The organism is Variovorax sp. S12S4 (genome assembly GCF_023195515.1).
Classification (GTDB): domain Bacteria; phylum Pseudomonadota; class Gammaproteobacteria; order Burkholderiales; family Burkholderiaceae_C; genus Variovorax.
The window spans coordinates 143,503-168,883 of record NZ_JALPKR020000002.1 but is presented as its reverse complement, the minus strand read 5'-3'; the positions used below and the strand labels follow the sequence as shown (position 1 = coordinate 168,883).

Annotated in this window: 27 protein-coding genes and 1 pseudogene; 9 read left to right on the top strand and 19 right to left on the bottom strand. The window is 66.7% G+C overall.

The annotated features are described in order from the left end of the window. Window positions 1–73: 73 nt before the first annotated feature. Complete coding sequence (locus tag M0765_RS01205; protein WP_258501527.1) at window positions 74–1,468, bottom strand: TAXI family TRAP transporter solute-binding subunit; 1,395 nt, start codon at window positions 1,466–1,468, stop codon at window positions 74–76. Between the two features lie 7 nt (window positions 1,469–1,475). After that, a complete protein-coding gene (locus M0765_RS01200; protein WP_258501526.1) occupies window positions 1,476–2,525 on the bottom strand; it encodes a P1 family peptidase in 1,050 nt (349 codons plus the stop codon). Between the two features lie 40 nt (window positions 2,526–2,565). On the opposite strand from M0765_RS01200, the gene M0765_RS01195 reads away from it, so the two are divergent. Further along, the gene (locus M0765_RS01195) at window positions 2,566–3,864 is read left to right on the top strand and encodes an NAD(P)/FAD-dependent oxidoreductase (RefSeq protein WP_258501525.1); all 1,299 of its coding nucleotides are present in this window, start codon (window positions 2,566–2,568) and stop codon (window positions 3,862–3,864) included. A gap of 29 nt (window positions 3,865–3,893) precedes the next feature. Here the strand turns inward: M0765_RS01195 and M0765_RS01190 are convergent, their stop codons facing one another. The 7 genes and pseudogenes from M0765_RS01190 to M0765_RS01160 all read right to left on the bottom strand — a co-directional run bounded on the left by M0765_RS01190 (window position 3,894) and on the right by M0765_RS01160 (window position 9,225). Then, a complete protein-coding gene (locus tag M0765_RS01190; protein ID WP_258501524.1) occupies window positions 3,894–4,361 on the bottom strand; it encodes a DUF411 domain-containing protein in 468 nt (155 codons plus the stop codon). An 11-nt stretch (window positions 4,362–4,372) separates the two neighbouring features. Beyond that, entirely contained in the window at window positions 4,373–4,651 is a 279-nt protein-coding gene (locus M0765_RS01185; RefSeq protein ID WP_258501522.1) for a hypothetical protein, read from the bottom strand. Then, window positions 4,648–5,640, bottom strand: coding sequence for a glycerophosphodiester phosphodiesterase (locus tag M0765_RS01180; RefSeq protein WP_258501520.1), 993 nt, complete (start codon window positions 5,638–5,640; stop codon window positions 4,648–4,650). The genes M0765_RS01185 and M0765_RS01180 overlap by 4 nt, the downstream gene beginning before the upstream one ends. Further along, complete coding sequence (locus M0765_RS01175) at window positions 5,637–6,179, bottom strand: DUF1439 domain-containing protein (protein ID WP_258501519.1); 543 nt, start codon at window positions 6,177–6,179, stop codon at window positions 5,637–5,639. The genes M0765_RS01180 and M0765_RS01175 overlap by 4 nt, the downstream gene beginning before the upstream one ends. A gap of 104 nt (window positions 6,180–6,283) precedes the next feature. Next, window positions 6,284–7,258, bottom strand: coding sequence for a succinylglutamate desuccinylase/aspartoacylase domain-containing protein (locus M0765_RS01170; protein ID WP_258501517.1), 975 nt, complete (start codon window positions 7,256–7,258; stop codon window positions 6,284–6,286). Continuing rightward, window positions 7,255–8,234, bottom strand: a pseudogene (locus M0765_RS01165) (Bug family tripartite tricarboxylate transporter substrate binding protein). Before M0765_RS01165 ends, M0765_RS01170 begins: the two are co-directional and overlap by 4 nt. Window positions 8,235–8,331: 97 nt before the next feature. Next, window positions 8,332–9,225 (bottom strand): LysR family transcriptional regulator, encoded by an 894-nt coding sequence (locus M0765_RS01160; protein WP_258501515.1) that lies wholly within the window; start codon window positions 9,223–9,225, stop codon window positions 8,332–8,334. Between the two features lie 202 nt (window positions 9,226–9,427). Between M0765_RS01160 and M0765_RS01155 the strand changes: the two genes are divergently transcribed. Then, window positions 9,428–10,390, top strand: a complete 963-nt coding sequence (locus M0765_RS01155; RefSeq protein ID WP_258501514.1) for a DUF72 domain-containing protein — start codon at window positions 9,428–9,430, stop codon at window positions 10,388–10,390. A 32-nt stretch (window positions 10,391–10,422) separates the two neighbouring features. On the opposite strand, the gene M0765_RS01150 is transcribed toward M0765_RS01155, so the two are convergent. The 7 genes from M0765_RS01150 to M0765_RS01120 all read right to left on the bottom strand — a co-directional run bounded on the left by M0765_RS01150 (window position 10,423) and on the right by M0765_RS01120 (window position 15,997). Further along, window positions 10,423–11,190, bottom strand: a complete 768-nt coding sequence (locus M0765_RS01150) for an amino acid ABC transporter ATP-binding protein (protein WP_258501513.1) — start codon at window positions 11,188–11,190, stop codon at window positions 10,423–10,425. Further along, complete coding sequence (locus M0765_RS01145; RefSeq protein WP_258501512.1) at window positions 11,174–11,827, bottom strand: amino acid ABC transporter permease; 654 nt, start codon at window positions 11,825–11,827, stop codon at window positions 11,174–11,176. The genes M0765_RS01150 and M0765_RS01145 overlap by 17 nt, the downstream gene beginning before the upstream one ends. 17 nt (window positions 11,828–11,844) lie before the next feature. Further along, the gene (locus M0765_RS01140; protein WP_258501510.1) at window positions 11,845–12,501 is read right to left on the bottom strand and encodes an amino acid ABC transporter permease; all 657 of its coding nucleotides are present in this window, start codon (window positions 12,499–12,501) and stop codon (window positions 11,845–11,847) included. A 44-nt stretch (window positions 12,502–12,545) separates the two neighbouring features. Next, entirely contained in the window at window positions 12,546–13,346 is an 801-nt protein-coding gene (locus M0765_RS01135; protein WP_258501509.1) for a transporter substrate-binding domain-containing protein, read from the bottom strand. Beyond that, window positions 13,343–14,113: a GntR family transcriptional regulator gene (locus M0765_RS01130; protein WP_258501508.1), complete on the bottom strand. Its 771-nt coding sequence runs from the start codon at window positions 14,111–14,113 to the stop codon at window positions 13,343–13,345. The genes M0765_RS01135 and M0765_RS01130 overlap by 4 nt, the downstream gene beginning before the upstream one ends. Window positions 14,114–14,534: 421 nt before the next feature. Beyond that, window positions 14,535–15,512, bottom strand: a complete 978-nt coding sequence (locus M0765_RS01125) for a Bug family tripartite tricarboxylate transporter substrate binding protein (RefSeq protein ID WP_258501507.1) — start codon at window positions 15,510–15,512, stop codon at window positions 14,535–14,537. A 44-nt stretch (window positions 15,513–15,556) separates the two neighbouring features. Continuing rightward, window positions 15,557–15,997 carry an OsmC family protein gene (locus M0765_RS01120; protein ID WP_258501506.1) on the bottom strand — a complete coding sequence of 147 codons (441 nt, stop codon included), beginning with the start codon at window positions 15,995–15,997 and terminating at the stop codon, window positions 15,557–15,559. Between the two features lie 222 nt (window positions 15,998–16,219). On the opposite strand from M0765_RS01120, the gene M0765_RS01115 reads away from it, so the two are divergent. After that, window positions 16,220–17,920 carry a long-chain fatty acid--CoA ligase gene (locus M0765_RS01115; RefSeq protein ID WP_258501505.1) on the top strand — a complete coding sequence of 567 codons (1,701 nt, stop codon included), beginning with the start codon at window positions 16,220–16,222 and terminating at the stop codon, window positions 17,918–17,920. A gap of 85 nt (window positions 17,921–18,005) precedes the next feature. Next, the gene (locus M0765_RS01110; protein WP_258501504.1) at window positions 18,006–18,542 is read left to right on the top strand and encodes a thermonuclease family protein; all 537 of its coding nucleotides are present in this window, start codon (window positions 18,006–18,008) and stop codon (window positions 18,540–18,542) included. Window positions 18,543–18,572: 30 nt separating this feature from the next. Here M0765_RS01110 and M0765_RS01105 read toward each other — a convergent pair whose 3' ends face one another. Both M0765_RS01105 and M0765_RS01100 read right to left on the bottom strand, forming a co-directional pair. After that, window positions 18,573–18,824, bottom strand: coding sequence for a hypothetical protein (locus M0765_RS01105; protein WP_258501503.1), 252 nt, complete (start codon window positions 18,822–18,824; stop codon window positions 18,573–18,575). Between the two features lie 29 nt (window positions 18,825–18,853). After that, window positions 18,854–20,200, bottom strand: a complete 1,347-nt coding sequence (locus M0765_RS01100; RefSeq protein ID WP_258501501.1) for an NAD(P)/FAD-dependent oxidoreductase — start codon at window positions 20,198–20,200, stop codon at window positions 18,854–18,856. A gap of 166 nt (window positions 20,201–20,366) precedes the next feature. Between M0765_RS01100 and egtB the strand changes: the two genes are divergently transcribed. From egtB to M0765_RS01075, 5 genes are all read left to right on the top strand, one after another. After that, window positions 20,367–21,623, top strand: a complete 1,257-nt coding sequence (egtB, locus tag M0765_RS01095; RefSeq protein ID WP_258501500.1) for an ergothioneine biosynthesis protein EgtB — start codon at window positions 20,367–20,369, stop codon at window positions 21,621–21,623. Between the two features lie 3 nt (window positions 21,624–21,626). Continuing rightward, a complete protein-coding gene (gene egtD, locus M0765_RS01090) occupies window positions 21,627–22,646 on the top strand; it encodes an L-histidine N(alpha)-methyltransferase (RefSeq protein WP_258501499.1) in 1,020 nt (339 codons plus the stop codon). A gap of 390 nt (window positions 22,647–23,036) precedes the next feature. Beyond that, a complete protein-coding gene (locus tag M0765_RS01085; protein WP_258501498.1) occupies window positions 23,037–23,321 on the top strand; it encodes a DUF427 domain-containing protein in 285 nt (94 codons plus the stop codon). Next, the gene (locus tag M0765_RS01080) at window positions 23,318–24,067 is read left to right on the top strand and encodes a 2OG-Fe dioxygenase family protein (protein ID WP_258501497.1); all 750 of its coding nucleotides are present in this window, start codon (window positions 23,318–23,320) and stop codon (window positions 24,065–24,067) included. Before M0765_RS01085 ends, M0765_RS01080 begins: the two co-directional genes overlap by 4 nt. A 109-nt stretch (window positions 24,068–24,176) precedes the next feature. After that, the gene (locus M0765_RS01075; protein WP_015866434.1) at window positions 24,177–24,620 is read left to right on the top strand and encodes a universal stress protein; all 444 of its coding nucleotides are present in this window, start codon (window positions 24,177–24,179) and stop codon (window positions 24,618–24,620) included. On the opposite strand, the gene M0765_RS01070 is transcribed toward M0765_RS01075, so the two are convergent. Next, entirely contained in the window at window positions 24,604–25,296 is a 693-nt protein-coding gene (locus M0765_RS01070; protein ID WP_258501494.1) for an RluA family pseudouridine synthase, read from the bottom strand. The two genes, M0765_RS01075 and M0765_RS01070, sit on opposite strands and share 17 nt — an antisense overlap. Between the last annotated feature and the right edge of the window lie 85 nt (window positions 25,297–25,381).

The window sequence follows — 25,381 nt, the reverse complement described above, 5'->3', positions numbered from 1 at the left end:
GGCGCGGCCGGCGCTTTTCAGACAGATCAAGCTGTGCCCGCGACGCGGGTCGCAACCTGGAGCGCGCTCCAAGTCAAGCGCTTTCTATGGATTCCTTTGGCGGCGGTGTCCGGGGCGCGAAGTCGCCCGGCTGCGGCCAGCGCAACTGCACGCGCCGCTGCACCGTGTGGATATTGTTGCGCAGCGCATAGAGTTCGTCGGCGTAGGAAAGCGGCACGGCCACCTTGTTCACCACGCGGTCGAGCTCTTCGAGCTCGCTCAGCAATTCCTCGCGCCCGCCTTGCTGCGCATCGATCTTGGCTTCGATGTCGCGCAGCCGCGCATACCAGCGGAACACGCGCCGCCGCACGCGGAACTGATAGAGCGGCGGCACCACGCGGCTCAGCGGAAGCATCAGCACCAAGAGGCCGCCAAGCACCAGCCACATGCGCTCGATCAGGTTGCTGGCCCAGAACGGCAGGTAGCGCTGCCAGAACGGCGGCGTGCCGTTGATGGCGCGGTCGCCCTCGGGGCTCACCGGCAGTTCGCTGGTGCGGGTGTTCGGAAAGTCGCGCGCGCGGTTGAACCAGCCCGCATCGCTGTGCAAGCCCTGGGCGGCCTGCGCAAAAAGCTGCCGCAGCGCCGAGTGCGTTTCGTCGCGCGAAAGCATCGACGTGGTGGCCGCGAGCAGCGTGACATCCGAGGGCGGAAGGTCTTTCGACAGGTCGACCACGCCGCGCGGCAGCGTCACCGCTGAAAGAAAGGGAAAGCGCCGCGAGTAGGCGTCGGCCTGGCCGAAGTCCATCAGCTTGATGTCGGGTGCGCGCAGCAGGCGCTGCACCTGCGGCGACTGCGGCGCCGAAGCCAGCACGATAACGTCGAGCAGGCCGGCCTGCAGCGCTTCGGCCGCGGCCGCCTGCTCGAGGTTCGACAGCTGCAGCGCGTCGGCCTCCAGGTGGTTGGCCTTGAAGAGCCTGTCCATGATCTCCGGCAGGCCGCTGCCGGGCATGTCGACGTTCACGCGCAAGCCGCGCAGCTGCGTGAGCGAGGTCAGCGTGGCTGTCTTGCGGTCGATCTTCTGCGCGGTGTCGGCGCGATAGAAGAGCCATATCGGTTCGAAGAACAGGCTGCCGAGGGATGTGAGCCCGGCTTCCTCGTCGGCCACCGGGTCGGCGCTGCCGCCGCGCACAAAGCCCACGTCGGCGCCGCCGGTTCGCAGCAGCTGCAGGTTCTCGGTCGATCCCGTGGTGGCCTTGAGCTCCACCTCGATGCCGCTGCTCTTGAGCACCTCGGCATAGCGTTTGCCGAACTGCGCGTACGCGCTGCCGGTGGGGCCGGTGGCCAGCGTCACGTGCTTGGGCGGCTGCGGCTGCAGCCACCAGTAGGCGGCAATCAGCACGCCGATCACAAGGAACACGACAGGACCGGCAGAGGCGATCAGGTCGCGTATCGACAGCAGGATCAGCTTCAGCGTCTTGGGCATGGCCATGAGGAGTTCAACCTTTCGTAGCTGCGAGGTCGCCCGCGCAGGGAACATGCAATTCGCCGACGGTGACGGCGCGTGCCGCCAGCACCGCGCGCAAGGTGGCGCGCGCCACCGCCTCGGCCGCCATGGTGCCGAGCACGGTCATGCCGGGCCTGGATTCGGCGCCGGGGCCTTCGAGCGGAACACGGCCGGTGGCCAGCGCGAACAGCGTGTCGCCGTCGCTCATGGTGTGCACCGGGTTGATGGCGCGCGCGAGGCCGTCGTGCGCCACGCTGGCAAGGCGGTTGGCCTGCACCTTGGTCAGCACCGCATCGGTCGCGATCACGCCGACCGTGGTGTTGGTGCCGGCGAGCAGCGGCTTGGGCAGGTCGCCGCGCAAGAGGGCGCGGCGTGTGTCGAGCAGGGCAAGGCCGTCTTCGGTGCGCGCGCCGGCCACCGGTTGCGCGGTGTCGGGGTCGATCACGTCGCCCAGCGCATTGACCGCGACGAGCGCGCCCACCGTCACGCCGCCCACGGTGATCGAGGCCGTGCCGATGCCGCCCTTCATCGCGCGGTGCACGCCAAAGAGCTTGCCCACGAGCGCGCCGCTGCCGGCGCCCACGTTGCCTTCTGCAGGGGCGCTGTTGCTCGCCGCGTCGCAGGCGGCATAGCCGGCCGCGGCATCGGGGCGAATGCGCGCATCGCCCATGGGCAGGTCGAACAGCACGGCGGCCGGCACGATGGGCAGGGTGCCAAAGCGCACGTCCATGCCGATGTTGCGCTCCTCGAGCCAGCGCATTGCGCCGTCGGCGGCAGCCAGGCCCCAGGCGCTGCCGCCTGCCAGCATGATGCCGTGCACCTGCTGCACCAGGTTGCCGGGCGAGAGCAGGTCGGTCTCGCGCGTGCCCGGTGCGGCGCCGCGCACGTCGACACCGGCCACCGCGCCCTCGCGCGCGAGGATCACGGTGCAGCCCGTGGGCCGGCGCGTGTCGGAGAAGTGGCCCACTTCGATGCCGACAACATCGGTGATGGCACCTGAAGACGAAGAAAGAGAAGCGGGTGCGGATGACGAAGCAGGCATGGCGGCCGATTATGGGACCGCGCCCTCTACGATAGGCGCCATGACAGTTGCAAGAAGTTTCTCCGCAGACGGTGCTGTGCGCCACGCAGTCGTGATTGGTGCGGGCGCCGTGGGCAGCGCAACCGCCATCGAGGCACTGCGCGCGGGCCTGCGCGTGACGGTGGTGGAGCCCGGCGAACCCGGCGGCCCGCATGCCACGAGCTATGGCAATGCGGGCTGGTTGTCCTCGCATTCGGTGGTGCCGCCCGCGCTGCCGGGTGCATGGCGCAAGGTGCCGGGCTGGCTGGCCGATCCGCTCGGCCCGCTGGCGCTGCGTTGGCGCTACCTGCCGCGCGCGTTGCCGTGGCTGCTGCGCTACTTGGCTTCCGGTTGGACCAAGGCACGCGTGCAGCGCACCGCCGACGCGCTGCGCACGCTGCTCGCCGATGCACCGGCACTGCATGCCCGGCTTGCCGCCGAGGCCGGCGTACCGCAGCTCATCGAACAGCGCGGGCTGTTGCATGCGTACCGTTCGCGCGAAGAGTTCGAGGGCGATGCGCTCGGCTGGCGCGTGCGCGGGCGCACCGGCGTGCAATGGGAAGAATGGCTGGAGCCCACGCTGAGAGAGCGCGAGCCCGACCTGGACGCCCGCTACACGCTCGGCATCTTCGTGCCCGAGGCCGGGCATTGCCGCAATCCGGGCGCCTACGTAGCCGCGGTCGCGCAGCATGCGCTCAAGGCCGGTGCGCAACGCATGGCAACGCGCGCGACGGGTTTTCGTATCGAAGGAGGCAGGCTGCGCGCGGTGCTGACCGAGGCCGGTGAAATCACCTGCGATGCCGCCGCCATCTGCGCCGGAGCGCGATCGGGTCCGCTGGCCGCTGCCGCCGGTTCCCCGGTGCCGCTGGAATCGGAGCGCGGCTATCACGTCGTCATCGAAGGCGCCGCAGTGGGGCCGCGCACGCCGACGATGGTGGCCGACGGCAAACTCATCGCGCACTGGATGGATGGCGGGCTGCGCGCCGCAGGGCAGGTCGAGATCGGCGGGCTCGAAGCCTCGCCCGACTGGCGCCGCGCCGAGATCCTGCACCGGCACCTGCAATCGATGTTCCCCGCGCTCGGCGACCGGGCAGCGGAATCGGTTTCTGTGAAGCACTGGCTCGGCCACAGGCCCAGCCTGCCCGATGGCCTGCCATGCATCGGCGCCTCAAAGGCCAGTGCGGATGTGGTGCTGGCTTTCGGGCATGGGCACGTCGGCCTGTGCGGGTCCGCGCGCACCGGAAAGCTCGCGGCGCAATTGCTTGCGGGCACTGCGCCCGAGACGCCGCTCGCTCCATTCGACCCTGGCCGCTTCAGCTGACCGTCGGGTTCCGGCGGCGCAGTTCCGCCTCAGCGGTAGCTCTGGTAGACGCGGCTGCCACCATCGGCGAGCACCAGCAGCACGTCGTACGGATCGCGCCGGTCCCCGTAGGCGGCGCCGTCCATGCCGGGCGAGCCGACCGGCATGCCCGGTACGGCAAGGCCGACGGCCTTGGGTTTTTCCTTCAACAGCCTGTGCACCTCACGCGCCGGGACGTGGCCTTCGAGCGCATAGCCGCCGACGAAGCCGGTGTGGCACGAGCCCAGCTTGGCCGGAATGCCGAGCCGCGTGCGTGCGGCATCGTTGCCGTTGTCGTGCACGCGGGTGGCGAAGCCGTTCGCGTTGAGGTGCTTCACCCAGTCCTGGCAGCAACCGCAGTTCGGGTCTTTCCAGATTTCGACCATCGGAGCGGCGGCCAATGCGGCCAGGGGCCATGCCGTCGTCGATGCGAGCGCCAGCACCGGCGCGGCACGCAGAAGAAGAGTTCGTCTTTGCATGTGGGTTCTCCTCAAGACGTCAGTTGCGCACGGGCCTTGTCGACCCATACCTGCAGGTTGTCGAGCAGGTCCTTCTGGCTGAAGGAACAGCTCTCTTCGCTGAACAGCGCGCTCGATTCCAGCCGGTCGAGCAGGTTCAGCAGCAGTTCGCCATAGCGCGGCGGCAGGGCTGCCAGCAGTTCGCTGCTTGCGCGCGCTTCGTTCGACAGTGCGGTGATCGATTCGCCGCGGCCGCTGCGCAGCGCGTCGATGCGCGCGCCAATGGCGTCGAGTTGCACTGCGGCGCTCATGTGCCGGCCTTTCCGGGCGGCGGCAGCGAGAGGCCGCGCTCGCGCATCAGGTCGCGCAGCACGTCAGGGTAGTCGGTAATGATGCCGTCCACGCCCCAGTCCATGAGCCGCAGCATGTCGGCGCGCTGGTTCACGGTCCAGGGCAGCACCTTGAAGCCGAGCTTCTGCGCTTCCTTGATGGCGGCCGGCGTCAGATCGGCATAGGCCGGGGACCAGGCCACGGGCGCGCCGGAGGTACCGGCGGCGGCCTTGACCAGTTGCGGTGTCGAAGCGAAGTCGGCCGCGTTGAAGCCCGCTGTCCAGCGGCTGTCCTTGAGCGTGCGCGGAGAGCTCAGGTAAGCCCGCGGCAATTGAGGCGCAAGCTGGCCGACCAGCGCCAGCGTGCGCCAGTCGAAGCTCTGCACCGTCACCCGGCCGCCCATCTGCGCCTTGTCGATTTCTGCGAGCAGGGCGCGCACCATCGGCTCGGGCGCGGCGGTGTCGTCGGGCTTGGTCGGGTCGATCTTGGTTTCGATGTTGAAGCGGACCGTGGCCGCACTCGCGCCGCGTGCGCGCACATGTTCGAACAGGGCCGCCAGCGTGGGAATGCGCTCGCCGTCGCGCGGCTGCTGCAGCGCGAACTGCTTGCCATAGTTGCTCGCGGGGTTCAGCCGGCCCACGTCGTAGCTCTGAAGCTGCGCCAGCGTGAGCGAACGAACAGCCGGGCCCGTCTTCGATGCAAGCCATGCGCCGTTCGCGTCGCGCGTGTGGTCGGCATTGAGCGCGGTGTCGTGCGAGATGACGACCACGCCGTCGGCCGTGAGCCCGATGTCGAGTTCGAGCGTGGTCACGCCCAGGTCGATGGCCTTGGAGAACGCCGCGAGGGTGTTCTCGGGCGCAAGGCCGCGCCCGCCCCGGTGGGCCTGCAGGTCGAAGTGCTGCTTGGCCGTGGGGAGAATCGCCGCGCAGCCCGCAACGAGCAATGCGGCGGCAAGCAGTGGGTATTTCATTTCAGCTGCACCTTGATGCCGTCGTCCTGCACGGTGATGTCGCCGATCTCGTAGGTCTTGCGTCCGACCGTGAGCTCGTCCGCGGTAAAGCTGCGCAGCACCTGGCCCTGCAACAGCTCTTGCGCCACCACCGCGCCCATCTTCTGCAGCCGCTCGGCATCGCGCCCCTCCACGCCCTGCAGCTCGAGCCGCTCGGCCTTGGGCTGATCGAGCCGCAGCGCGCGCGTGGCGGCGTCGTAGCGCAGCGCGCTGCTGACCGAGACCACGCCCTGCACGGGCGATGTGGCCAGCAGCGGGCTCGCGATGGTCAGCGTGGCTGTGATGGCCGCGCGGTTGCCGCGTGCGTCAAGGCCCAGCTGCGGGTCGCGCAGGCCGACCATGAAAATCTCGGCATAGCGCTCGGCCACCGGAAAGCGCTTGGCGATCTGCGTTTGCAGCTCATCGCGGGTTGCGGTGTATTCGCTGGTAAAGAAGTTGAAGCCGGCCAGTGCCGAGAGCGGCGACTGCAGGGCCGCGGCGCCCAGGAGAGCACGCAGCATCCAGCGGCGGGAGTGGGGCAGGGGGCGGGTTTGCATACTCCTCGGAGCTTGCCACAGCCCGAAAGCTCCCGCCACCCGGCCCCGGTTCAGGCCCAGGTTCAGGTTCAGAGCAGCCGGCGACGGGCGTAGCGCACCACCGTCACGCCTGGCTTGGCCTGGCGCGTCGAGGGCATGACGAGCACGCAATCGTCATAGGGCGTGGTCACGGGTTCGCCCTCGTTCCAGCCGATGACGGTGCCCGCGTGCTCGATCACTTCCAGGCCGGTAAAGGGCTGTGCAAAGCGAAAATCCTTGCCGCGCGCCACCACCGGTCCGGTCACGTCCAGCGCCCATTGGCGCGGTGCGTCCGGCTGCAGCCAACCGGGCAGTTGCTGCGCGATGGCGGCATCGTCCAGGGTGCCGGCCGCTCGCAGGAAGCGCGCGCACTGGTCTTGGGCCACGGTGCGGCTGGCGGGGTCGCCGTGGAAGCCGCACTCCACCAGCAGCGCTTGGGCGTCGCTTTGCGCGTCGGGCATGCCGAACCGGCCGACATCGCGCATGCGTACGCCGTCCTTGTGGCCGGCGTCGATGACCACATGCTCCGGGCTGCGCATCGCCTGCGCCAGCCGCAGGTTGCGCGGCTGCGTGCCGGTAAGGGTCAGCGGCGCGGAGGGCTCGTGCATCGAATGCAGGTCCAGCAGCCAGTCGGCCTGGGCTACAAAGGGCTGCAGCGCCGCGGCGCGCCGCCGCTCCCGCGTGGTGGCGGCCTCCAGGCGTTCCGGCGACCATTGGCGGTTGAGGTCTTCGTCGACGAAGCGGGAGGCATCGTGGTCCGCGGGATCGAAGCGCTCGAAGGCCTCCAGGTTGCAAAACGCCAGCGTGAGTCGGCCGCTCTGGGGGCGAACACCCGCTTCCAGCAGGCCCTTGAGCGCCCAGGCGCCGCACACTTCGTTGCCATGCACGAGCGCACTGATCATCACGTGCCGGCCGGGCACCGCGGATTCGAATTGCCAGACGCCTTCGGTGCCGGTGTTGCCGGCGCGCCATGCGGCAATGTCGGGGGCGGGGAGTTCAAAAACAAGAGACGCGGACAAGCTCATTCCTTGATGCTGGCGAATTTGACGATGGTCTTGTACTTGGCGGTTTCGCTGACAAGAAACTTGTCGATCTCCACATCCGAAGTCGGGACAACCGAACTGGCGGCTTCCATCTTCTTGCGGAAGTCGGGCGACTGCAGCGTTTCGCCCAATGCCTTCTTCAGTCTTGCCGCCACCGGCTCCGGCAGCTTTGCGGGCCCTATCAGCGCAAACCAGACGCCGATGTCCAGGGCCTTCAGGTTGGGGTTCTCGTTGAGGGCGGGCAGGTCTGGCGTGACGGCCGACCGCTTGGCCTCGGTGGTGCCCAGCGCCACCATCTTGCCGCTGCGGATGTAGGGCAATGCGCTAGAAAGAACGAACACGCCGAAGTCGATGTTGCCGCCCAGCAGGTCGTTGGTCAGCGGCGCCACGCCGCGATAGGGCACATGCGTCATGAAGATGCCACCCTGCTGCTTGAGCATCTCGCCCGCCAGGTGCAGGGAGGTGCCGACGCCGGAGCTGCCGTAGCTGTACTTGCCGGGGTTCTTCTTCAGCAGCGCAAGAAATTCGCCGGAGCTCTTCACCCCGGCCGACGGGGCCGCCACCAGCACCAACGGCTGGGAGGCGATCAGGCCGATGGCGGTGAAGTCCTTCAGTTCGTACTTCACGTTGCCGTTGACCAGCTTGTTGATCGCCACTTCGTTGCTGGCGCCGACCAGCAGCGTGTACCCATCGGGCGCGGCATTGGCAACCTTTTGCGCGCCGATGGCTCCCCGGCTCCGCCCACGTTCTCGATGATCACTGGCACGCCCAGCCGGCTCGACAACTCGACGCCGAGCGCACGCCCGGTGAGGTCGGTGGAGCCGCCGGGCGGGTAGGCCACCACCAGCGTGATCGGTTTGCTCGGGTACGCCTGGGCATTGGCCGGGGCAGATGCCACGCAGGCGAGGCCGCACAGAGCCAGGGCGAGGCTCGAAGAGAAAGCACGGGGAAGACGCATCGTTGCCTCGGGGGTGTAGTAATCCCGAGAATTCTGTGCGGCCCTTCGCTCTGGCGTGTGCCGTATTGGCACGAACCCGTGCCGATGGAGCCTTGCGTCAACGTGGCGCCATGGCTTGCCAAACGTTTTCGGCCAGTGTGCCCAGGCGGCGCTTGGGTCGGTAGAGCCGCACTTCGAATCGCACTTCCATGCGTCGCCCGCCGGCCGGCACCAACCGGCCGGCCTTGCAATCGCCCTGCACCATGGACCACGGCAGCCACGCCACGCCAAGGCCTCTCAGCACATATTCATAGAGCGCATCGGCCGAATCGGATTCGATGCAACGCTTGAGGCGCGGCGCCTGGGGATTGTTGGCCAGCAGGTCTTCCACCATGCGGCCCATCGCAAGCGTGCGGACGTACGAGAGAAACGGCACTTCGCCGGCACCCTCGAAGCTGTGCATCGCGCGGCCCTGCGCGTCTGCGAGCGACACGGGAACGAGCTTGTCGGAAGCCACCGTCACATGGGAAAACTGCCGCCCGTCGAGCCGGACGGTGAGCGCGGCGTGGTGAAAGATCAGCGAGAAATCCACCTCGTTGTGCTCCAGCATACGCACCGTTTCAGCCAGCGCGCCGGTCAGCACCCGCACCTCGCCCTGCCGCAATATGGGCCGAAGGCGCACCAGCCAGTCGGCCATCACCGTGCGCGCGAGCGTGCGGCCGGTCACCAGCGTGACCGTGCGCGCCTGCCGGCCCGCCACGTTGCGCATTTCCTCGCGCGAGCCTTCGACACTGCGCACCACCTGGCTCGCGTGGTCCAGAAAACTCTCGCCCGCGGCCGTCAGCACCACCGGCGAACTGCCGCGCTCGATCAGCACCGTGCCGGCCCATGATTCAAGTGCGCGAATCCGGCGCCCGAAGGCCGGATGTGTGACATGGCGAAGCTCCGCGGCGCGCGTGAAGCTGCGCATCTGCGCCAATGCGATGAAGTCTTCCATCCATTTGAACTGCATGGCGGTGCGAGGCTGCTAGCAGCCCAAGGGGTGGATTGGGTCGATGTGCATCGGGAGGGATCTTAAGCATGGCCCGCCTGCCGATTCGCACGAAAGGCGTTGCACGTTGCGCATGCTGCTATGCGAAAAGGAAAATCTCCTACGCCACGATGCTGCCCGGCAAGCGAGTTTCGAGGCTTCGGCAGAAGAGCACGAGCAAACGATGCAGGGCGCAACGCGAATCGGAATTTCAGGCTGGCGCTATGCGCCATGGCGGGGTCGTTTCTACCCGAAGGGGCTGGCGCAGCGCCTCGAGCTCGACTTTGCCTCGCGCATGCTCCCTACCATCGAGATCAACGGCTCGTTCTATTCGCTGCAGCGCCCCGTGTCGTACCAGGCGTGGCACGACGCGACGCCCGACGATTTTGTTTTTGCAGTGAAGGGGCCGCGCTACATCACGCACAACCTTCGCCTCAAGGAGCCGCGTACCGCGCTGGCCAACTTCTTTGCCTCGGGCGTGTTCGCGCTGCGCGCCAAGCTGGGACCGATTCTGTGGCAGTTGCCGCCGTCCTTCGTCTACAACGCCGATCGGCTCGAGGAGTTTCTGGCGCTCTTGCCGCGGGACGGCCGATCCGCCCTTGCGCTGGCACGGCAGCACAACGAAAAGCTGGACGACGACCGCGCGTTTCTGAAGGTGCCTGCGAAGCTGCAGATCCGTCATGCGATGGAGGTGCGGCATGCGAGCTTCGAGAACCCGGCCTTCATTGCAATGCTGCGCCGCCACGGCGTTGCGCTGGTGGTTGCCGACACCGCGGGGCGCTGGCCCCTGCTCGAAGACCTTTGCGCCGATTTCGTCTACATGCGGCTGCATGGCGACAAGGAGCTCTACGCGAGTGGCTACAGCGACGAGGCGCTCGATCGCTGGGCCGAGCGCATCGATGCCTGGCGCAACGGGCGGCAGGTCAAGGACGCAAGGCTGGCCGAACCCTCGCGCCTGCTGTCACGCAAGAAGGGGCGCGATGTGTACTGCTACTTCGACAACGACGTGAAGGTGCATGCACCATACGATGCCGCGCACCTGGCGGCCCGGCTCGGCGTGGAGACCGGCATCGGGCCCGACGACAACTTCGATCCGCCGCCCGGAATGGTTGTGGGCAAGCGTACGAGGGCGCGGGCTCGCAAGTAGCGACAGCTTCCGCCTCAGTCGCCTTAGTCGCCTTAGTCGTGCAACGACGAGAGAAACTGCTTCAGCTCGGCCGTCTGCGGATTGCCGAACAGTTCCGCCGGCGGCCCCATCTCATGCACGCGGCCCTGGTGCATGAAGATCAAGCGGTCGCTCACCTTGCGTGCAAAGCTCATCTCGTGCGTGACCATCAGGAGCGTCATGCCCTCGTCGGCCAGCGACTCCACTACGCGCAGCACGTCGCCGACCAGTTCGGGGTCGAGCGCGGAGGTGATCTCGTCGCACAGCAACACCGCCGGCTCCATCGCCAGCGCGCGTGCAATGGCCACGCGCTGCTGCTGGCCGCCGGAAAGCTGGTCGGGCATGGCGTCGAATTTTTCGGCCAGGCCCACGCGATCGAGCAGCTTGCGCGCTTGCGAGGCAGCTTCCAGGCTGCTGCGCTTCTTCACCAGCGTGGGCGCGAGCATCACGTTCTTGCCGACGGTGAGGTGCGGAAAAAGGTTGAAGCTCTGGAAGATCATGCCCACGCGCTGGCGCAGCTCGCGCATGGCCATGGCGCTCTCGTGCAGCAGCGGCTTGCCATCGACGGTGAGCGAGCCTTCCTGGAACACCTCGAGGCCGTTGATGCAGCGCAGCAGGGTGCTCTTGCCTGAGCCGCTCTTGCCGATGATGGCGATCACCTCGCCGCGCTTCACTTCAAGGTCGATGCCCTTGAGCACCTCGTTGGCACCGTACGATTTGCGCAGCGCGGTCACGCGCACGATCGGCGCGGCGGAAGTCTGGGGGTCAAGCACGGCGGCCATGGGATTTCCTCTCGAGGTTCTTGGCGTACAGGCTTACCGGGAAGCACAGCACGAAATAAAGCAGCGCCACGCAACTGAACACCACGAAGGGTTGGAAGGTGGCGTTCGAAATCATGCTGCCGGCCTTGGTGAGTTCGACAAAGCCGATCACCGAGGCGAGCGCCGTGCCCTTGATGACCTGCACCAGAAAGCCGACTGTCGGCGCAATGGCGATCTTCACCGCCTGCGGCAGGATCACGTGGCGCATCTGCTCGGCAAAGCTCAGCGCCAGGCTGCCTGAAGCCTCCCATTGGCCCTTGGGAATGGAGGCCACGCAGCCACGCCATATTTCAGTAAGAAAGGCGCTGGTGTAGAGCGTGAGCGCCACGCTGGCCGCGGTCCATGCCGACACATCGACGCCGAACAACGCAATGCCGAAGTAGGCGAGAAACAGCTGCATCAGCAGCGGCGTGCCCTGGAAAAGCTGCACGTACAAGCCGACGGCCCGGTTCATGACGCTGCCCCCGCGCAAGCGCAGGAACAGCAACAGGCCGCCCATCAGCCCGCCGCCGATGAAGGCGATGAGCGACAACACCACGGTCCAGCGCAGTGCCATGAGCAGGTTGCGCAGGATGTCCCAGAGAGAAAAATCGACCATGTGTTTTCCCTCTTCTTTCAGCGGCCGAAGAAGAATCTGGGCCCGGCCCAATTGAGCAGCCTGCGCAGCCCAACGGCGAGCGCCAGGTACACCAGCGTGGCGACAATGAACGCCTCGAACGCGCGGAAGTTGCGGCTCTGGATGAGGTTGGCGGCGTAGCTCAGCTCTTCGGTGGAAATCTGTCCGCACACCGCGGAGCCCAGCATCACGATGATGATCTGGCTCACCATGGCGGGCCATACCTTCTTGAGTGCCGGCGGCAAGATGACGCGGGTGAACACCTGCACCTTGTTGAGCGCCAGGCTCACGGCCGCTTCGATCTGTCCCTTGGGCGTCGCCTCGATGCCGGCGCGAATGATTTCGGTGGCGTAGGCGCCGAGATTCAGCACCATCGCAATGATCGACGCCGTCTCCGGCGTGAGCTTGACGCCTGCCGCGGGCAGCCCGAAGAAGATGAAGAACAGCTGCACGATGAAGGGCGTGTTGCGGATCAGCTCCACATAGCTGCCGACCAGCCAGCGAAGCCACGCGGGCCCGCTGGCGCGCGCCCAGGCGCAGGCCACGCCCACGGCCATGCCGATGAGGGTGGCAATGGCCGTGAGGCCCACCGTCCAGGCCACCCCTTTGGCAAGCAGCCGCCAGTCGACAAGAACTGCACCGAAGTCGAATTCCATGGCCGCGCCTTCTTCTTTGCTTGTCGGGGTTCAGCGGTGGTCGGTCAGACCGGCAGGTCGCCGGCGGCCTTGCCCAGCCACTTCTTCGACATGGTGTCCAGCGTGCCGTCCTTCTTGGCCGCGGCAATGATCTCGTTGACCTTGGCCTTCAATGCGGTTTCGCCCTTGGCAATGCCGATGAAGCAGGGGCTGTCTTTCAGCAGCAGCTTGAATTCGGCGCTCACCTTCGGGTTCTTGGCGAGCATGTCGCCCGCCACCGCGGCGCTGGTTGCAAGGGTTTGCGTCTGGCCGGCCACGAAGGCGGCGATGGTCGCGTTGTTGTCTTCGAAGCGGCGGTAGTCGACGTTGGGCGGCGCCACCTTGTTCAGTTCCTGGTCTTCCATCGCACCGCGCGTCACGGCCACGGTCTTGCCGGCCATGTCGGCAAAGCTGGTGAGCTTCATGCTCTTGGCCGCATACACGGCCTGGAAGAAGGGGGCGTAGGCGGAAGAGAACTCGATAACCTTCTCGCGCTCGGCATTCTTGCCCAGCGTGGAGATCACCAGGTCGGCCTTGCGGGTCTGCAGGTAGGGAATGCGGTTGGCGCTGGTCACGGGCACCAGCTCGACCTTCACGCCCAGCTTGGCGGCGATGAGTTCGGCCATTTCAACGTCGAGGCCCTGCGGCTTCATGTTCTTGTCGACCGAGCCGTACGGCGGGTAGTCGGTCGGCACGGCGATCTTGATGGTCTTGGCCTTCAGCACGTTGTCGAGCGCGTTCTGGGCTTGGGCGGTGCCGGCTGCGGCCAGCATGGCAACGGAAGCAAGCGCGAGCGTGAGGTGGCGTTTGGACGAAGAGAAAGTCATAGCAGGGCTCCTAGGTAAGTCGAAGAATCGGTGTCGTTGGGAGAAGACGCGGCCGCCTTGCGCCGCTTGGGCCTGGCCGCGGTGTTCTGTTGCAGTGGCGCCAGCGCGTCGCGAAGTTGCGCGAGCGGATCCGTAGGCGCCTGCACGCGCAATGCGGACTGCACGGTGCCGATGTGCGCAGCCATCAGGGCTTCGGCGCCGGCGTGGTCGCCTCGTTCGAGTGCGGCAACGATCTGCACGTGGTCTTCGCAAGACTGCACTGCGTCGTGCGTGCTCTGATAGAGCATGGCGATCAACGTGGTGCGCGCGGTGAAGTCGCGCAGCGTGTCTGCCAGCAGCGTGTTGCCCAGGCATTCGGCCAAGCACACATGAAAGTCGCCCAAGAGAAAGCTTCGGTTCCCGACGTCGCTTTCCTTCAGCGCCGCCTTTTCACGCTGAAGGTGCGCCTTCAACTGGCGCAGCGCGGTCTTGTCGATCTTGCCGGTGCTGCCCGTACTGCGAATCAGGCCAAGCTCGATGACGCGGCGCGCCTCGAAGGCTTCGCGCGCTTCTTCCTGCGAAGGTTCAATGACGAACCAGCCACGCCGCGCGCTCACCGTCACGATGCCGCGCGCCGCCAGCCGGGTGAGGGCTTCGCGCACGATGGTGCGGCTGCAATCGAAGAGCATGGCCAGCTGCTGCTCGCCCAGGCGCGAACCGGGGGCGAGCTTCTGCGCCATCACCGCTTCGACGATGCGTGCACTGATTTCGGATGCGGATGTAGACATTGGTCTGCATATCAGCAGCTTTTGTGCCAACTGGTATGCAAGATATGTGCACCGAAATGGGTTTGCGCTGCATGCCGGTGGTGCGTGGCGCTTGGTTCAAGGTACTCGTTTCGGGGCGCTTGTTTGGGGCGCCGCTGTTCAGGGCGGCGCTCCCGCCGACGGGGTACCTTTCTCCGCGAATGTCCCCCGGCCTGCGGCCTCCTCCTTTATTTCGCTGCGCAAGGCACCCCGCCAGCGGGAGCGTGATTCAGAGCAGTCGTTGATCAGCGGTACACCCAGAGCGTGCCCCAGTGCACAGGGCATCGGGTACTCCCCGCAGCGAAATAAAGGAGGAGGGCGAAGCCCGGGGACATTCGCGGAGGGGAGTACCCGGTGGCCTTTGCACACGCCCCGAACGACAGCACCAAAAACCGCCAGCCAATCAATCCATCCGAGCGCCCGAAGCCTTCACCGCCTTGTCCCAGCGCGGCGTCTCCGTGGCAAGAAAGCGCGCGAAGTCCTCGCTGCCCAGATAGGCCGGGTCTGCCCCCTGGCTCACCATGCGGTCGCGCACCTCGGGGCTGGTCAGCACCTGCTTGAACGCATCGCTGAGCCTGGCGACCACGTCCTTGGGCGTGTCCTTTGGGGCGAAGAAGCCGTAGAAGCCCACCACCTCGAAGCCCTTGATGCCCGATTCGATGACCGTCGGTACATCGGGCAGGGCAGGGTTACGCTCGCGGCTGGTCACAGCCAAGGCGCGGACCTTGCCCTGCTTGTGATAGTTGGCGGCCTGCGGAATCGACTCGGCCATGAACTGCACCTGCCCGCCCATCAGGTCGGTAAACGCCGGGGCGCTGCCGCGGTACGGAATGTGCACCATGAAGATGCCTGTCGCCGTCTTGAACATCTCCGGCACCAGGTGGCTGATGCCGCCATTGCCGGCCGAACCGTAGTTGACCTGGCCGGGCCGCGTTTTGGCATAGTCGACGAACTGCTTGAGGTTCTGCACCGGCAGCTTGGGCGTGACCAGCAGGGCCAGCGGCTGCATTGCGGTGCGCGCAATGGGCACGAAGTCTCGCTGCGTGTTGTAGGGCAGCTTGCTGTAGAGCGCGCCGTTGATCACCGCCACGCCGGTGTTGGCCAGCATCAGCGTGTAGCCGTCGGCCGGGCTCTTGGCGACAGCGTCGGCGCCCACCGAGCCGCCCGCGCCAGGCTTGTAGTCGACGATCAGCGGCTGGCCGAGCACGGCCTGCAGCTTGTCGGTCAAGAGGCGCGCATGCTGGTCCAGAGGGCCGCCGGCCGGAAAGCCGATGACCACCTTGATCGGCTTGTCTGGATAGGCGGCCAGGGCGGGGGCGGCCGCGCCGAACGACGCGATGGAAAAAGCCGCCAGGATGGCGGCGCGGACGGGGTGAGCCATGGATCGTCTCCTCTTTTTAGTGGAGACGATCATAAGCAGCAGCGCTAGCCCGCCAGGGTCGCCGTCAGCGTGATCTCCGGCACGCTGGCCAGCGCCTTCGACAGCGGGCAGCCGGCCTTGGCGGCGGCTGCGATCTGCTGGAACTTGGCTTCTTCCAGGTTCGGCACGGTGGCGTCGAGCTCGAGCGCGATGCGGTCGATCTTGAAGCCCTCGCCGTCCTTCGCCAGCCGCACCGCGGCCCTGGTGTCTACCTTGGTAGCGGTGAAACCTTCTTTCTCGAGCGCGAAGGCAAAAGCCATCGTGAAGCAGGCCGCATGGGCCGCGCCGACAATCTCCTCGGGGTTGGTGCCGCGCTTGTCGTCCTCGAAGCGGCTCGCGAAGCCGTAGGGGTAGTCCTTGAGGGCGCCGGTCTCGGTGCTGATCTGGCCCTTGCCGGTCTTGCCGGCGCCTTCCCAGTGAACGCTTGCGTGCTTGTCTGCTGCCATGAGAGTTCCTTCTTTGCGGTGGGTGGATGGAGGGACCGACAGGTATCGCCTGAAAAGCCCGCCGTGTCTGTAGTCGCACGGCGCGTGCGCGGTATGTCCAAAGTGAGAAGAATGGGCGTCACCAAGGTGACGCTCCGGGGCTTCCCCGATGGGAGCCGCGGCCGGGGCGGCTTAGGCTGCGGGCTGCCTTTTTCTTTCTCTCTTCGTCCGCCCGCCTTGACCATGCAACAACGCCCGCATCACAAGTTCTGGCCCAAGCGCCTTCCGCATTCGATCACCGTTCCCGCCACCTCGTTGTGGCACAACCTCGCGACCTCGGCGGCGCGCTACCCCGACAAGGCCGCGCTCGTGTTCTTCGGCCGGGTGATGAACTACCGCGAATTCGCCGAGCAGGTCGAACGCCTGGCAGGCACGCTGCATGCCCTGGGCGTGAAGCGCGGCGACCGGGTGGTGCTCAATATGCAGAACTGCCCGCAGCTGGTGATCGCCCATTTCGCGATCCTGCGCGCCAATGCGGTGGTGGTGCCGGTCAACCCGATGAACCGGGCCGAAGAGCTCAAGCACTACATCGTCGACCCCGATGCGAAGGTGGCCATCACCACCGGCGATCTTGCCGGCGAGCTGGCCAAGGCCAGCAACGCGCTGCCGCCCGAGCAGCAGCTCGACCACCTCATAGTGACCCAGTTCACCGATGCCTTCGACGCCGATGCAACCGGCGACGATGCGCCCGCGCCGGCATGGAAAGAATGGCTCACCACCCGCCATCCGCTGCCCGAACTGGCGCAAGGCAAGGCCATGGCCTGGACCGATGCGCTGGCGGCGGGCCACGCGGCGCCCGAGCATGTGGTGGGCGCCAACGACATGGCACTGCTGCCCTACACCAGCGGGACCACCGGCCTTCCCAAGGGGTGCGTTCACCACCATTCGAGCCTCATGCACAACGCGGTGGCCGGCCAGCTCTGGGGCCAGGCCACGTCGGAAGCGGTGGTGCTGGCCGTGGTGCCGATGTTCCACATTACCGGCGTGGTGAGCATGATGCACACCTCCATCCTCGCGGCGGGCACGCTGGTCATCATGCCGCGCTGGGACCGCGAGGTGGCCGGGCGGCTCATCTCGCGCTGGAAGGTCACGAGCTGGACCAATATCCCCACCATGGTGATCGACCTCATGGCCAGCCCCAACTTCGCGAGCTACGACCTGTCGAGCATCACGCACATCGGCGGAGGTGGCGCCGCCATGCCGCAGGCCGTGGCGCAGCGCCTCTTCGAGCAATACGGCCTCAAGTACCAGGAGGGCTACGGCCTCACCGAGACCGCGGCGCCGTCGCACACCAATCCGTCGGACCACCCCAAGCAGCAGTGCCTGGGCATTCCCTTCATGAGCACCGACGCGCGCGTGGTCGACCCCGACACGTTGAAGGAAATGCCCGTCGGTGAATCGGGCGAGATCATCATCCACGGCCCCGAGGTGTTCCAGGGCTACTGGAAACGGCCTGACGCGACGAAGGCCGCTTTTGTCGAATTCGAGGGCAAGCGCTTCTTCCGCTCAGGCGACATGGGCCGCATGGACGAGGACGGTTATTTCTTCATCACCGACCGGCTCAAGCGCATGATCAACGCGAGCGGTTTCAAGGTGTGGCCCGCCGAAGTCGAGCTGCTGATGTTCCGCCACCCCGCCATCCAGGAGGCCTGCGTCATCTCGACCAAGGACAGCTACCGCGGCGAATCGGTCAAGGCCGTGGTGGTGCTGCGCGCCACGCACAAGAACACCACCGAGCAGGAAATCATCGACTGGTGCCGCGAGAACATGGCCGTCTACAAGATTCCGCGCAAGGTGCAGTTCGTCGACGCACTGCCCAAGAGCGGCAGCGGCAAGGTGATGTGGCGGCTGCTGCAGGAAGACGAGAACGAGGCCGCCGCGTAACAGCGGGTTCGTGGGCGAGGGCCGGGGCAGTTCGCAACGAGAATCCGTGGCTTTCTCCGCCACGTTCCTTCTCTCTCTCTGCTCCATGCGTTTGCGTTCTCTCGCCGCCGTCTGCCTCGCGCTCCTTCCGCTGCTTTCGCCCCAGTTGTCGCACGCGGCTTCGCCGCGAACCTGCCTCGTCGTGGGCATCAGCGACGGCGACACGCTCACCGCCCGCTGCGGGCGCTTCGGCTCCTACGAGGAAGTGAAGGTACGCATTGCCGCCATCGACGCACCGGAACGGGCCCAGCCCTACGGACAGCGCAGTCGGCAGGCGTTGAGCCGCCTGTGCTACTTCGAGCAGGCCGTGATCACCGAACGCGACACCGACCGCTATGGCCGCACGGTGGCCGACGTGAACTGCGACGGGCAGGACGCCGGAACGCGGATGGTGGCCGAGGGCTGGGCCTGGGTGTACGACTTCAACGGCATCGCCACGCGGCGCGGCGGCGGCTTGTTCAAGCTGCAGGAAAGCGCGCGTGAGCAGCGCCTGGGCCTGTGGGCCGGTGCCAAGCCGACCGCGCCGTGGGAGTGGCGGCGTCGCCAGCGCGAGAACGCATCGTCGAACGACTTGCTGTTCTGAGCCGTTCGAGCGCGGCCGCTGGAAAAGCGCCTAGCAGGCCCCGCCGTAAAAGCAGCGCAGCGAGGGCACGAAAACACCCGCGAGAAAACTGATGGCGCACACCACCAGCATCAGTAGCGCAAACATGCGAATGCCCTCGGCGCTCCACCGAGGTGCAAAGATGCTGATCAGAAAGCCCGAGGCAAAGGTGCCTTCGAGCCATGCCGCGCCGCCCCAGCGCAAGACCCACAGCCAGAACACCGCATCGAGCGCATGCACGGCAATCCACAGGGTCAATGACATGTCGGGCAGGCCCTCGCGGGGCTTTGCGGCTAAGACTCGCTCTTGCCCTGCACGTCCGCCACCACGCGCGCATTGCGCTGGAAGCTCCAGTACGCGCTGGCCCAGTCCATCATCACCACGATGCGGTTGCGAAAGCCGATGAGGAAATACGCGTGCGCAAACAGCCAGAACAGCCATGCGAGCCGCCCGCTGAAGCGCAGCGGACCGAAGGGTGTGCCCAGGTCGACCACGGCCGAGTTGCGGCCGATGGTCGCCAGGTTCCCGTAGTCGCGGTAGCGAAAGGGCACCGTGGGCGTGCCGGCGATGCGGCGAAGAATGTTCGAGGCGGCGGCGCGGCCCATCTGCTTGGCGCCGGGCGACACGCCCGGCACGGGCTTGGGCGGCTTGCCGGGCGCGTAGCTCATGGCGGCCGCAAGGTCGCCGACCACGCTGATTTCGGGGTGCCCGGCCAGGCTCAGGTCGGGCTCGACCTTGATGCGGCCCGCGCGGTCGCATTCAGCGCCGGTCGCTTCGCCCAGCATGCGGCCGAGCGGCGAGGCCGCAACGCCGGCCGCCCACACCACGCAACTGCTCTCGATGCGGTAGCTGGTGGCCGGCGCGCCGTCTGCGCCGCCGCCTGACTGCACCTCGAGTCCGTTGGCGTCGATGGCGGTCACGCGCGCATTGAGCCGCACTTCCACGCCGAGTTTCTCGAGCTGCTCCAGCGCCTTCTGGCTCAGGCTTTCGGGCATGGCCTGCAGCACGCGCGGGCCGCCTTCGACCAGCAGCACCTGCGCGCTGCCCGGATCGATGTGGCGGAACTCCCCGGAAAGGGTGTGCTTGGCAATTTCGGCCAGGGTGCCGGCCATTTCGACGCCGGTCGGCCCGGCGCCGATCACCACGAAGGTCAGCAGCGCGCGGCGGCGCTGCGGGTCGGTAGCGGTCTCGGCCGCCTCGAAAGACATCAGCACGCGCCGGCGGATCTCGAACGCATCGGCCAGCGTCTTGAGGCCCGGCGCGAGGGGTGCCCATTCGTCGTGGCCGAAATAGCTGTGGGTGGCGCCGGCCGCGACGATCAGGTGGTCGTAGCTCACCCGGCTGCCGTTGGTCAGCTGAACCGCGCGGCCCGCCGCGTCGATGGCGCTCACTTCGCCCAGCAGCGTGGTGATGCGTGGCTGCTTGCGGAACAGGGCGCGCACCGGCGCCGCGATCGACGGCGCGGCCAGCCCGGCGGTCGCCACCTGGTAAAGCAGGGGCTGGAACAGGTGGTGATTGGTTTTTTCGATCACCGTCACGTCCACGTCGGCGCTGTCGAGCCTGCGGGCCGCTTCGAGCCCGCCGAATCCGCAACCGACGATGACGACGTGGGGGCGGGCGGAGGCGTTGTTCGTTTGCATCGAACGGATGATACGCAGCCGCCCTGCACGCCGGCGCGTCTTGTGCCAAAGTGGCTCCCCCACCGATTTGACGCCCCCCCGCAAGAGAGCCAGGGCGAGAACTTGTCCTACGTGCTGCGGCAATACGAATCGGCTACAACGAGCGGCTGACCCGACTGGAGACTCCATGACGCTTTCCCGGCCGATCACCCAGGCGGCGAGCGCATTGCGCGACAAGTTCCGCGAAGTGCGAGCTGCCAGCCTGGCGCTCGCCGCGCCGCTGTCCGCCGAAGACCAGTGCATCCAGTCGATGCCTGATGCAAGCCCCACCAAGTGGCATCTTGCGCACACCACGTGGTTCTTCGAGACCGTGCTGCTCCAGCCTCACGCTGCGGGCTACCGGCCCTTCGACGTGCGCTTTCACTACCTTTTCAACTCGTACTACGAGGCGCTCGGCCCGCGCCACCCGCGGCCGCAGCGGGGGCTGCTCACGCGCCCCTCGGTGGACGAGGTGCATGCCTATCGCAGCCACGTCGACGAGGCGGTGCTCGCCTTGCTCGACCGCGACATCGGCGAGCAGGACTGGGCCGCCATCGAGCCCATCGTCACGCTGGGCCTCAACCACGAGCAGCAGCACCAGGAGCTGCTGCTCACCGACATTCTTCATGCGCTGTCATGCAACCCGCTGCTGCCCGCCTACAAGCCCGCGGCGGGCCCCGCGTTGCGGCTGGCCGCGGTGCCGCCAGCAATGCGCTGGCTGCCGCAGACCGGCGGGGTGGTTCAGGTCGGCCATGAGGGGCCGCAGCTGGGTTTTGCCTTCGACAACGAAACGCCGCGCCACGCAGCTCTGCTGCAGCCCTATGCCATTGCCGACCGGCTGGTGAATTGCGGCGACTACGCCCAGTTCATTGCCGACGGCGGCTACAAGCGGCCCGAGCTCTGGCTGTCCGACGGCTGGGCCGCGGTGCAGGCGCAGGGCTGGCAGCATCCGGCCTACTGGCTCGCGCCCGACGATCCGCGGCTCGGCCCGCAGCAGCACCAAAGCGGCTGGCAAGTGTTCGGCCCGCACGGCGTTCGGTCCATGGAAGCCGATGCGCCCGTCTCGCAGCTGAGTTTTTATGAAGCCGCCGCGTATGCCGAATGGGCCGGCGCGCGGCTGCCCACCGAGTTCGAATGGGAGGCCGCCTTCGACGCGCCCGGCATCTCGCAGATGACCGGCCACGTCTGGCAGTGGACGCGTTCGTCGTACGACCCGTATCCCGGTTTCAGGCCCATGCCCGGCATTGCCGCCGAATACAACGGCAAGTTCATGGTGGGTCAACTGGTGTTGCGCGGTGGCAGCGTGGCCACCCCGGCCGGGCACACGCGGCCCAGCTACCGCAACTTTTTTCCGCCGGCGGCGCGCTGGCAGTTCTCGGGGCTAAGGCTCGCGAAAGACGTCTGAATCATGCGCAATCCAACATCCTCGTCCTCCTTCTCGTTCGCCGCCGCACAGCAGCAGCGCAAGCCTGCGGCGCCGGCCACCGCCGCAGCGGCAACGAGTGAGCCGCTCTGCGAATTCGGCCGCGCGATGCTGGCGGGCCTTGCGCGCAAGCCGCGCAGCATTTCGCCCAAGTTTTTTTACGACGCGGCCGGCTCGCAGCTGTTCGACCGCATCTGCGAATTGCCCGATTACTACCCCACGCGAACCGAGTTGCGCATCCTCGGCGAATGCGCCGGGGAAATCGCCGAGCAGATCGGCCCCGGTGCCGAGATCGTGGAGTTCGGTGCCGGCTCCCTTACCAAGGTGCGGCTGCTGCTGGATGCGCTCGAGGCGCCCAAGCGCTATTTACCCATCGACATTTCGGGCGAACACCTGCAGGCCGCCGCCGCGCGGCTGAAGGCCGACTACCCCGAACTTGTGGTGCAGCCGATTGCGGCGGACTACACCATGCCGCTGGTGCTGCCGGCGCCGATGCCCGGTGCGGGCAAGCGCGTCGGGTTTTTTCCGGGTTCGACGATCGGGAATTTCGAGCCTGAAGAGGCGCTGGCGTTTCTGCAGCTTGCGGCGCGGATGCTGCGAGGGGGCGGGCTGCTGATCGGCGTCGACCTGGTGAAGGACCCGGCTCGGTTGCATGCTGCTTACAACGATGCGCAAGGGGTGACGGCTGCGTTCAACTTGAATTTGCTGCGGCGCGCCAATGCCGAGCTCGATGCCGATTTTGATCTGGATGGCTTTGCGCATTCGGCGTTCTACAACGCGCCGAGACAGCGGATCGAGATGCACTTGGTGAGCCGTCGGGCTCAGGCTGTTTCACTGCACGGTGAGCGGTTCGGGTTCGAGGAAGGGGAGACGATTCATACCGAGTACTCGCATAAGTTCACTGTGGATGGGCTGCGGGCGCTGGCTGTGAAGGCGGGGTTCCGGCCGTTGGCGGTTTGGACGGATCCTGAGCGGCTTTTTAGTGTGCATTGGTTGGGGGCGTGATTCTTCTTTTTGTTTTTTGAGTTCCGAGGCCGGGTGTCGCCCCGGCGGGCGACCTACTTTTCTTTGCTTCGCCAAAGAAACGTAGGCAAAAGAAAGAGCGACCCCACTGTCTGCGACCCTCCGCTTCGCTGCGGGCAACCTGCGGTGCTCGGGTTTCGCGGGGTCTCGCAGAACTCGCTTCGCTCAAACAGCTGCGAGCCCTGATCCGCAAAACCCTCCGCTCCTCGGCGCATACAGAGGGGCTTGGAAACCGAACGGGCCTTTGCTTCGCTCGGCCAAGCCATTGCGGCGCTGCGCGCCACATGGTTGGGCGCCCGCTGGGCGAGGCCCGGTCCCGGGAAACAAACAATGCCAAAGGGCACAATATCCCTTCCCCGTGGAGAGCAACACATGAAAGCAACCTGGAACGGCGTCACCATCGCCGAAAGCGACGACACCGTGCTCGTCGAAGGTAACCACTATTTCCCGATGAGCGCGCTCAACCGCGACCACGTCACCTTCAGCAACCACAAGACCACTTGCCCCTGGAAGGGCACGGCCAGCTACTACTCGCTGCTGGTCAACGGCGAGCTCCATACGGACGCCGCCTGGTACTACGCAGACCCCAAGCCCGAAGCCGAAGAAATCCGTGATCGCGTCGCGTTCTGGAAGGACGTGAAGGTCACCGCGTCGTGACCAACGCTGCATTCGCACCGCCGTTCATCCAGCCGGCCGAGCTGCTGCCTGCGCTGCGCGAACAGGGCTATGCCGTGCTCAGCCCTCAAGGCGTGAGCGAGTGGCTCGGCGTGCCGCTCGACGAACTCGAAGCGCTGCACGCCGACTGGAACGATCTTCCACCGGACGAATACCTGAAGGACGGCGGCCGCTACCGCACGCGGCGCCATGCGTGCTTCACCGTCGAGGGCGAGGCGATTGCGCAGGTGCCGCACCGTGCGCACTGGCAGCCGGTCGAATACAACGCGCTGCACGGCGGCATGCAGCGCTGGTTTGCGCCCATGCACGAGGCCACGGTGGCGCAGCCGGTGTGGCAGCGCCTGCTGCAGCGCCTGGGCGAAGCGGCAAGCGGCATGCGAAATACCGCGGCGCAACCGTGGTTTGTCGAGGCGCACCAGTTCCGCATCGACACCGCAGGCGGCATCGGCCGGCCCACGCCTGAAGGCGCGCACCGCGACGGTGTCGACCTGGTGGCGGTGGCGCTGGTGGGACGCAGCGGAATCAAGGGCGGCGAAACGCGCGTGTTCGAAGCCAACGGAAGGCGCGGCGAGCGGTTCACCATGACCGAGCCGTGGACGCTGCTGCTGCTCGACGACGCACGCGTGATCCACGAGTCCACGCCCATCCAGCCGACCGAAGAGGGGGCCGCCGGCTGGCGCGACACCCTCGTGGTTACCTGCCGCGCTCAGGGTTTCCAGGGGGATTGACCCCGCTGGCTTGAGTCCTACAGTCACGCCCCGGCCTAGGGGTTAAATTGGAGGCCCGGTTCGGTTGCGAGCCGCGCCTGTCTGCGAACGAACGAAAGTGAGGTCCGCCATGTTCAATCACATCCTGGTTCCGATCGACGGCTCCGAAACTTCCATGCTCGCGGTCAGCAAGGCCAGTGGCCTGGCGCTGGCGTTCGGAAGCCGCATCACATTGATCCACGTGATCGACAACTATCCCTTCATCGGCGTGGGCGCGGACTACGCGCTCGGCCAGAACGAATACCTGGCCGCGGCCACCGCAAGCGCCAATGCAGCACTCGCGCGCGGCGTGGCCGCGCTGGCGGCCGAAGGCCTGCACAGCGACCAGCGTGTGATCGACGGCCATGTGGTGCACGAAGGCATCGTCGACACCGCGATTGCCATTGCGGCCGACCTGATCGTGATGGGCTCGCATGGCCGCAGCGGCATCGAGAAGCTGCTGCTCGGCAGCGTGACCCAGCGTGTGCTCCAGGACGCACCGATGCCGGTGCTCGTGGTCAAGGGCGGGCTGTAGAAAAAAGAGAAGAAGAAGGAAGAGCGAAGTCCGGCCGGCTCTGAAAGCGAAGCATCTGCTGCGTCGCTGGGTGCACAAAGCCCAGCTCGCTCGCATGCAGCAGCAGGCGAGGGGCGCGCGCCTGCACTTCGGCACTGCCATAGAGCGCATCGCCCAGGATCGGATGGCCGACCGACAGCAGGTGCACGCGCAGCTGATGCGAGCGGCCCGTGAGCGGCTCCAGCAGCACATGCGTGGCCGCAGTTTCTTCATTGATTGTTGAGAAAAGCGCCCGCCACCGCGTGAGGCTGGGCTTGCCCGCGGGATCCACCTTCTGCAGCGGGCGCCGCGGCCAGTCGGCCATCAACGGTGCGTCGATGACCGACCATTCATCGCGCACCGGCATGGCACCGTCGACGATGGCTTCGTAGCGCTTGTGCATCACCCGGTTGGCAAACGCATCGCCGAGCGCGCGCTGCATGGCGGCCCCGCGAGCCATCAGCACCAGCCCGCTGGTCGCCATGTCGAGCCGGTGAACGATCAGCGCGTCGGGCCACCGCCGCATGGCGCGCGCGCTCAGGCAGTCCTGCTTGTCTTCGCCGCGCCCGGGCACACAAAGCAGGCCCGCAGGCTTGTTCAGCACCAGCAGGTGGGCGTCTTCGTGGACGAGGTCGATGGCAAGGTCGGTGTCGGGCATGGATGCGGCAGAGTGTAGAGAGAAGGCCGGCAGCAGGGGGCAGGGCGGAGAGCCCGCCCTCATGCGAGGCTCATGAAGCCTCGGC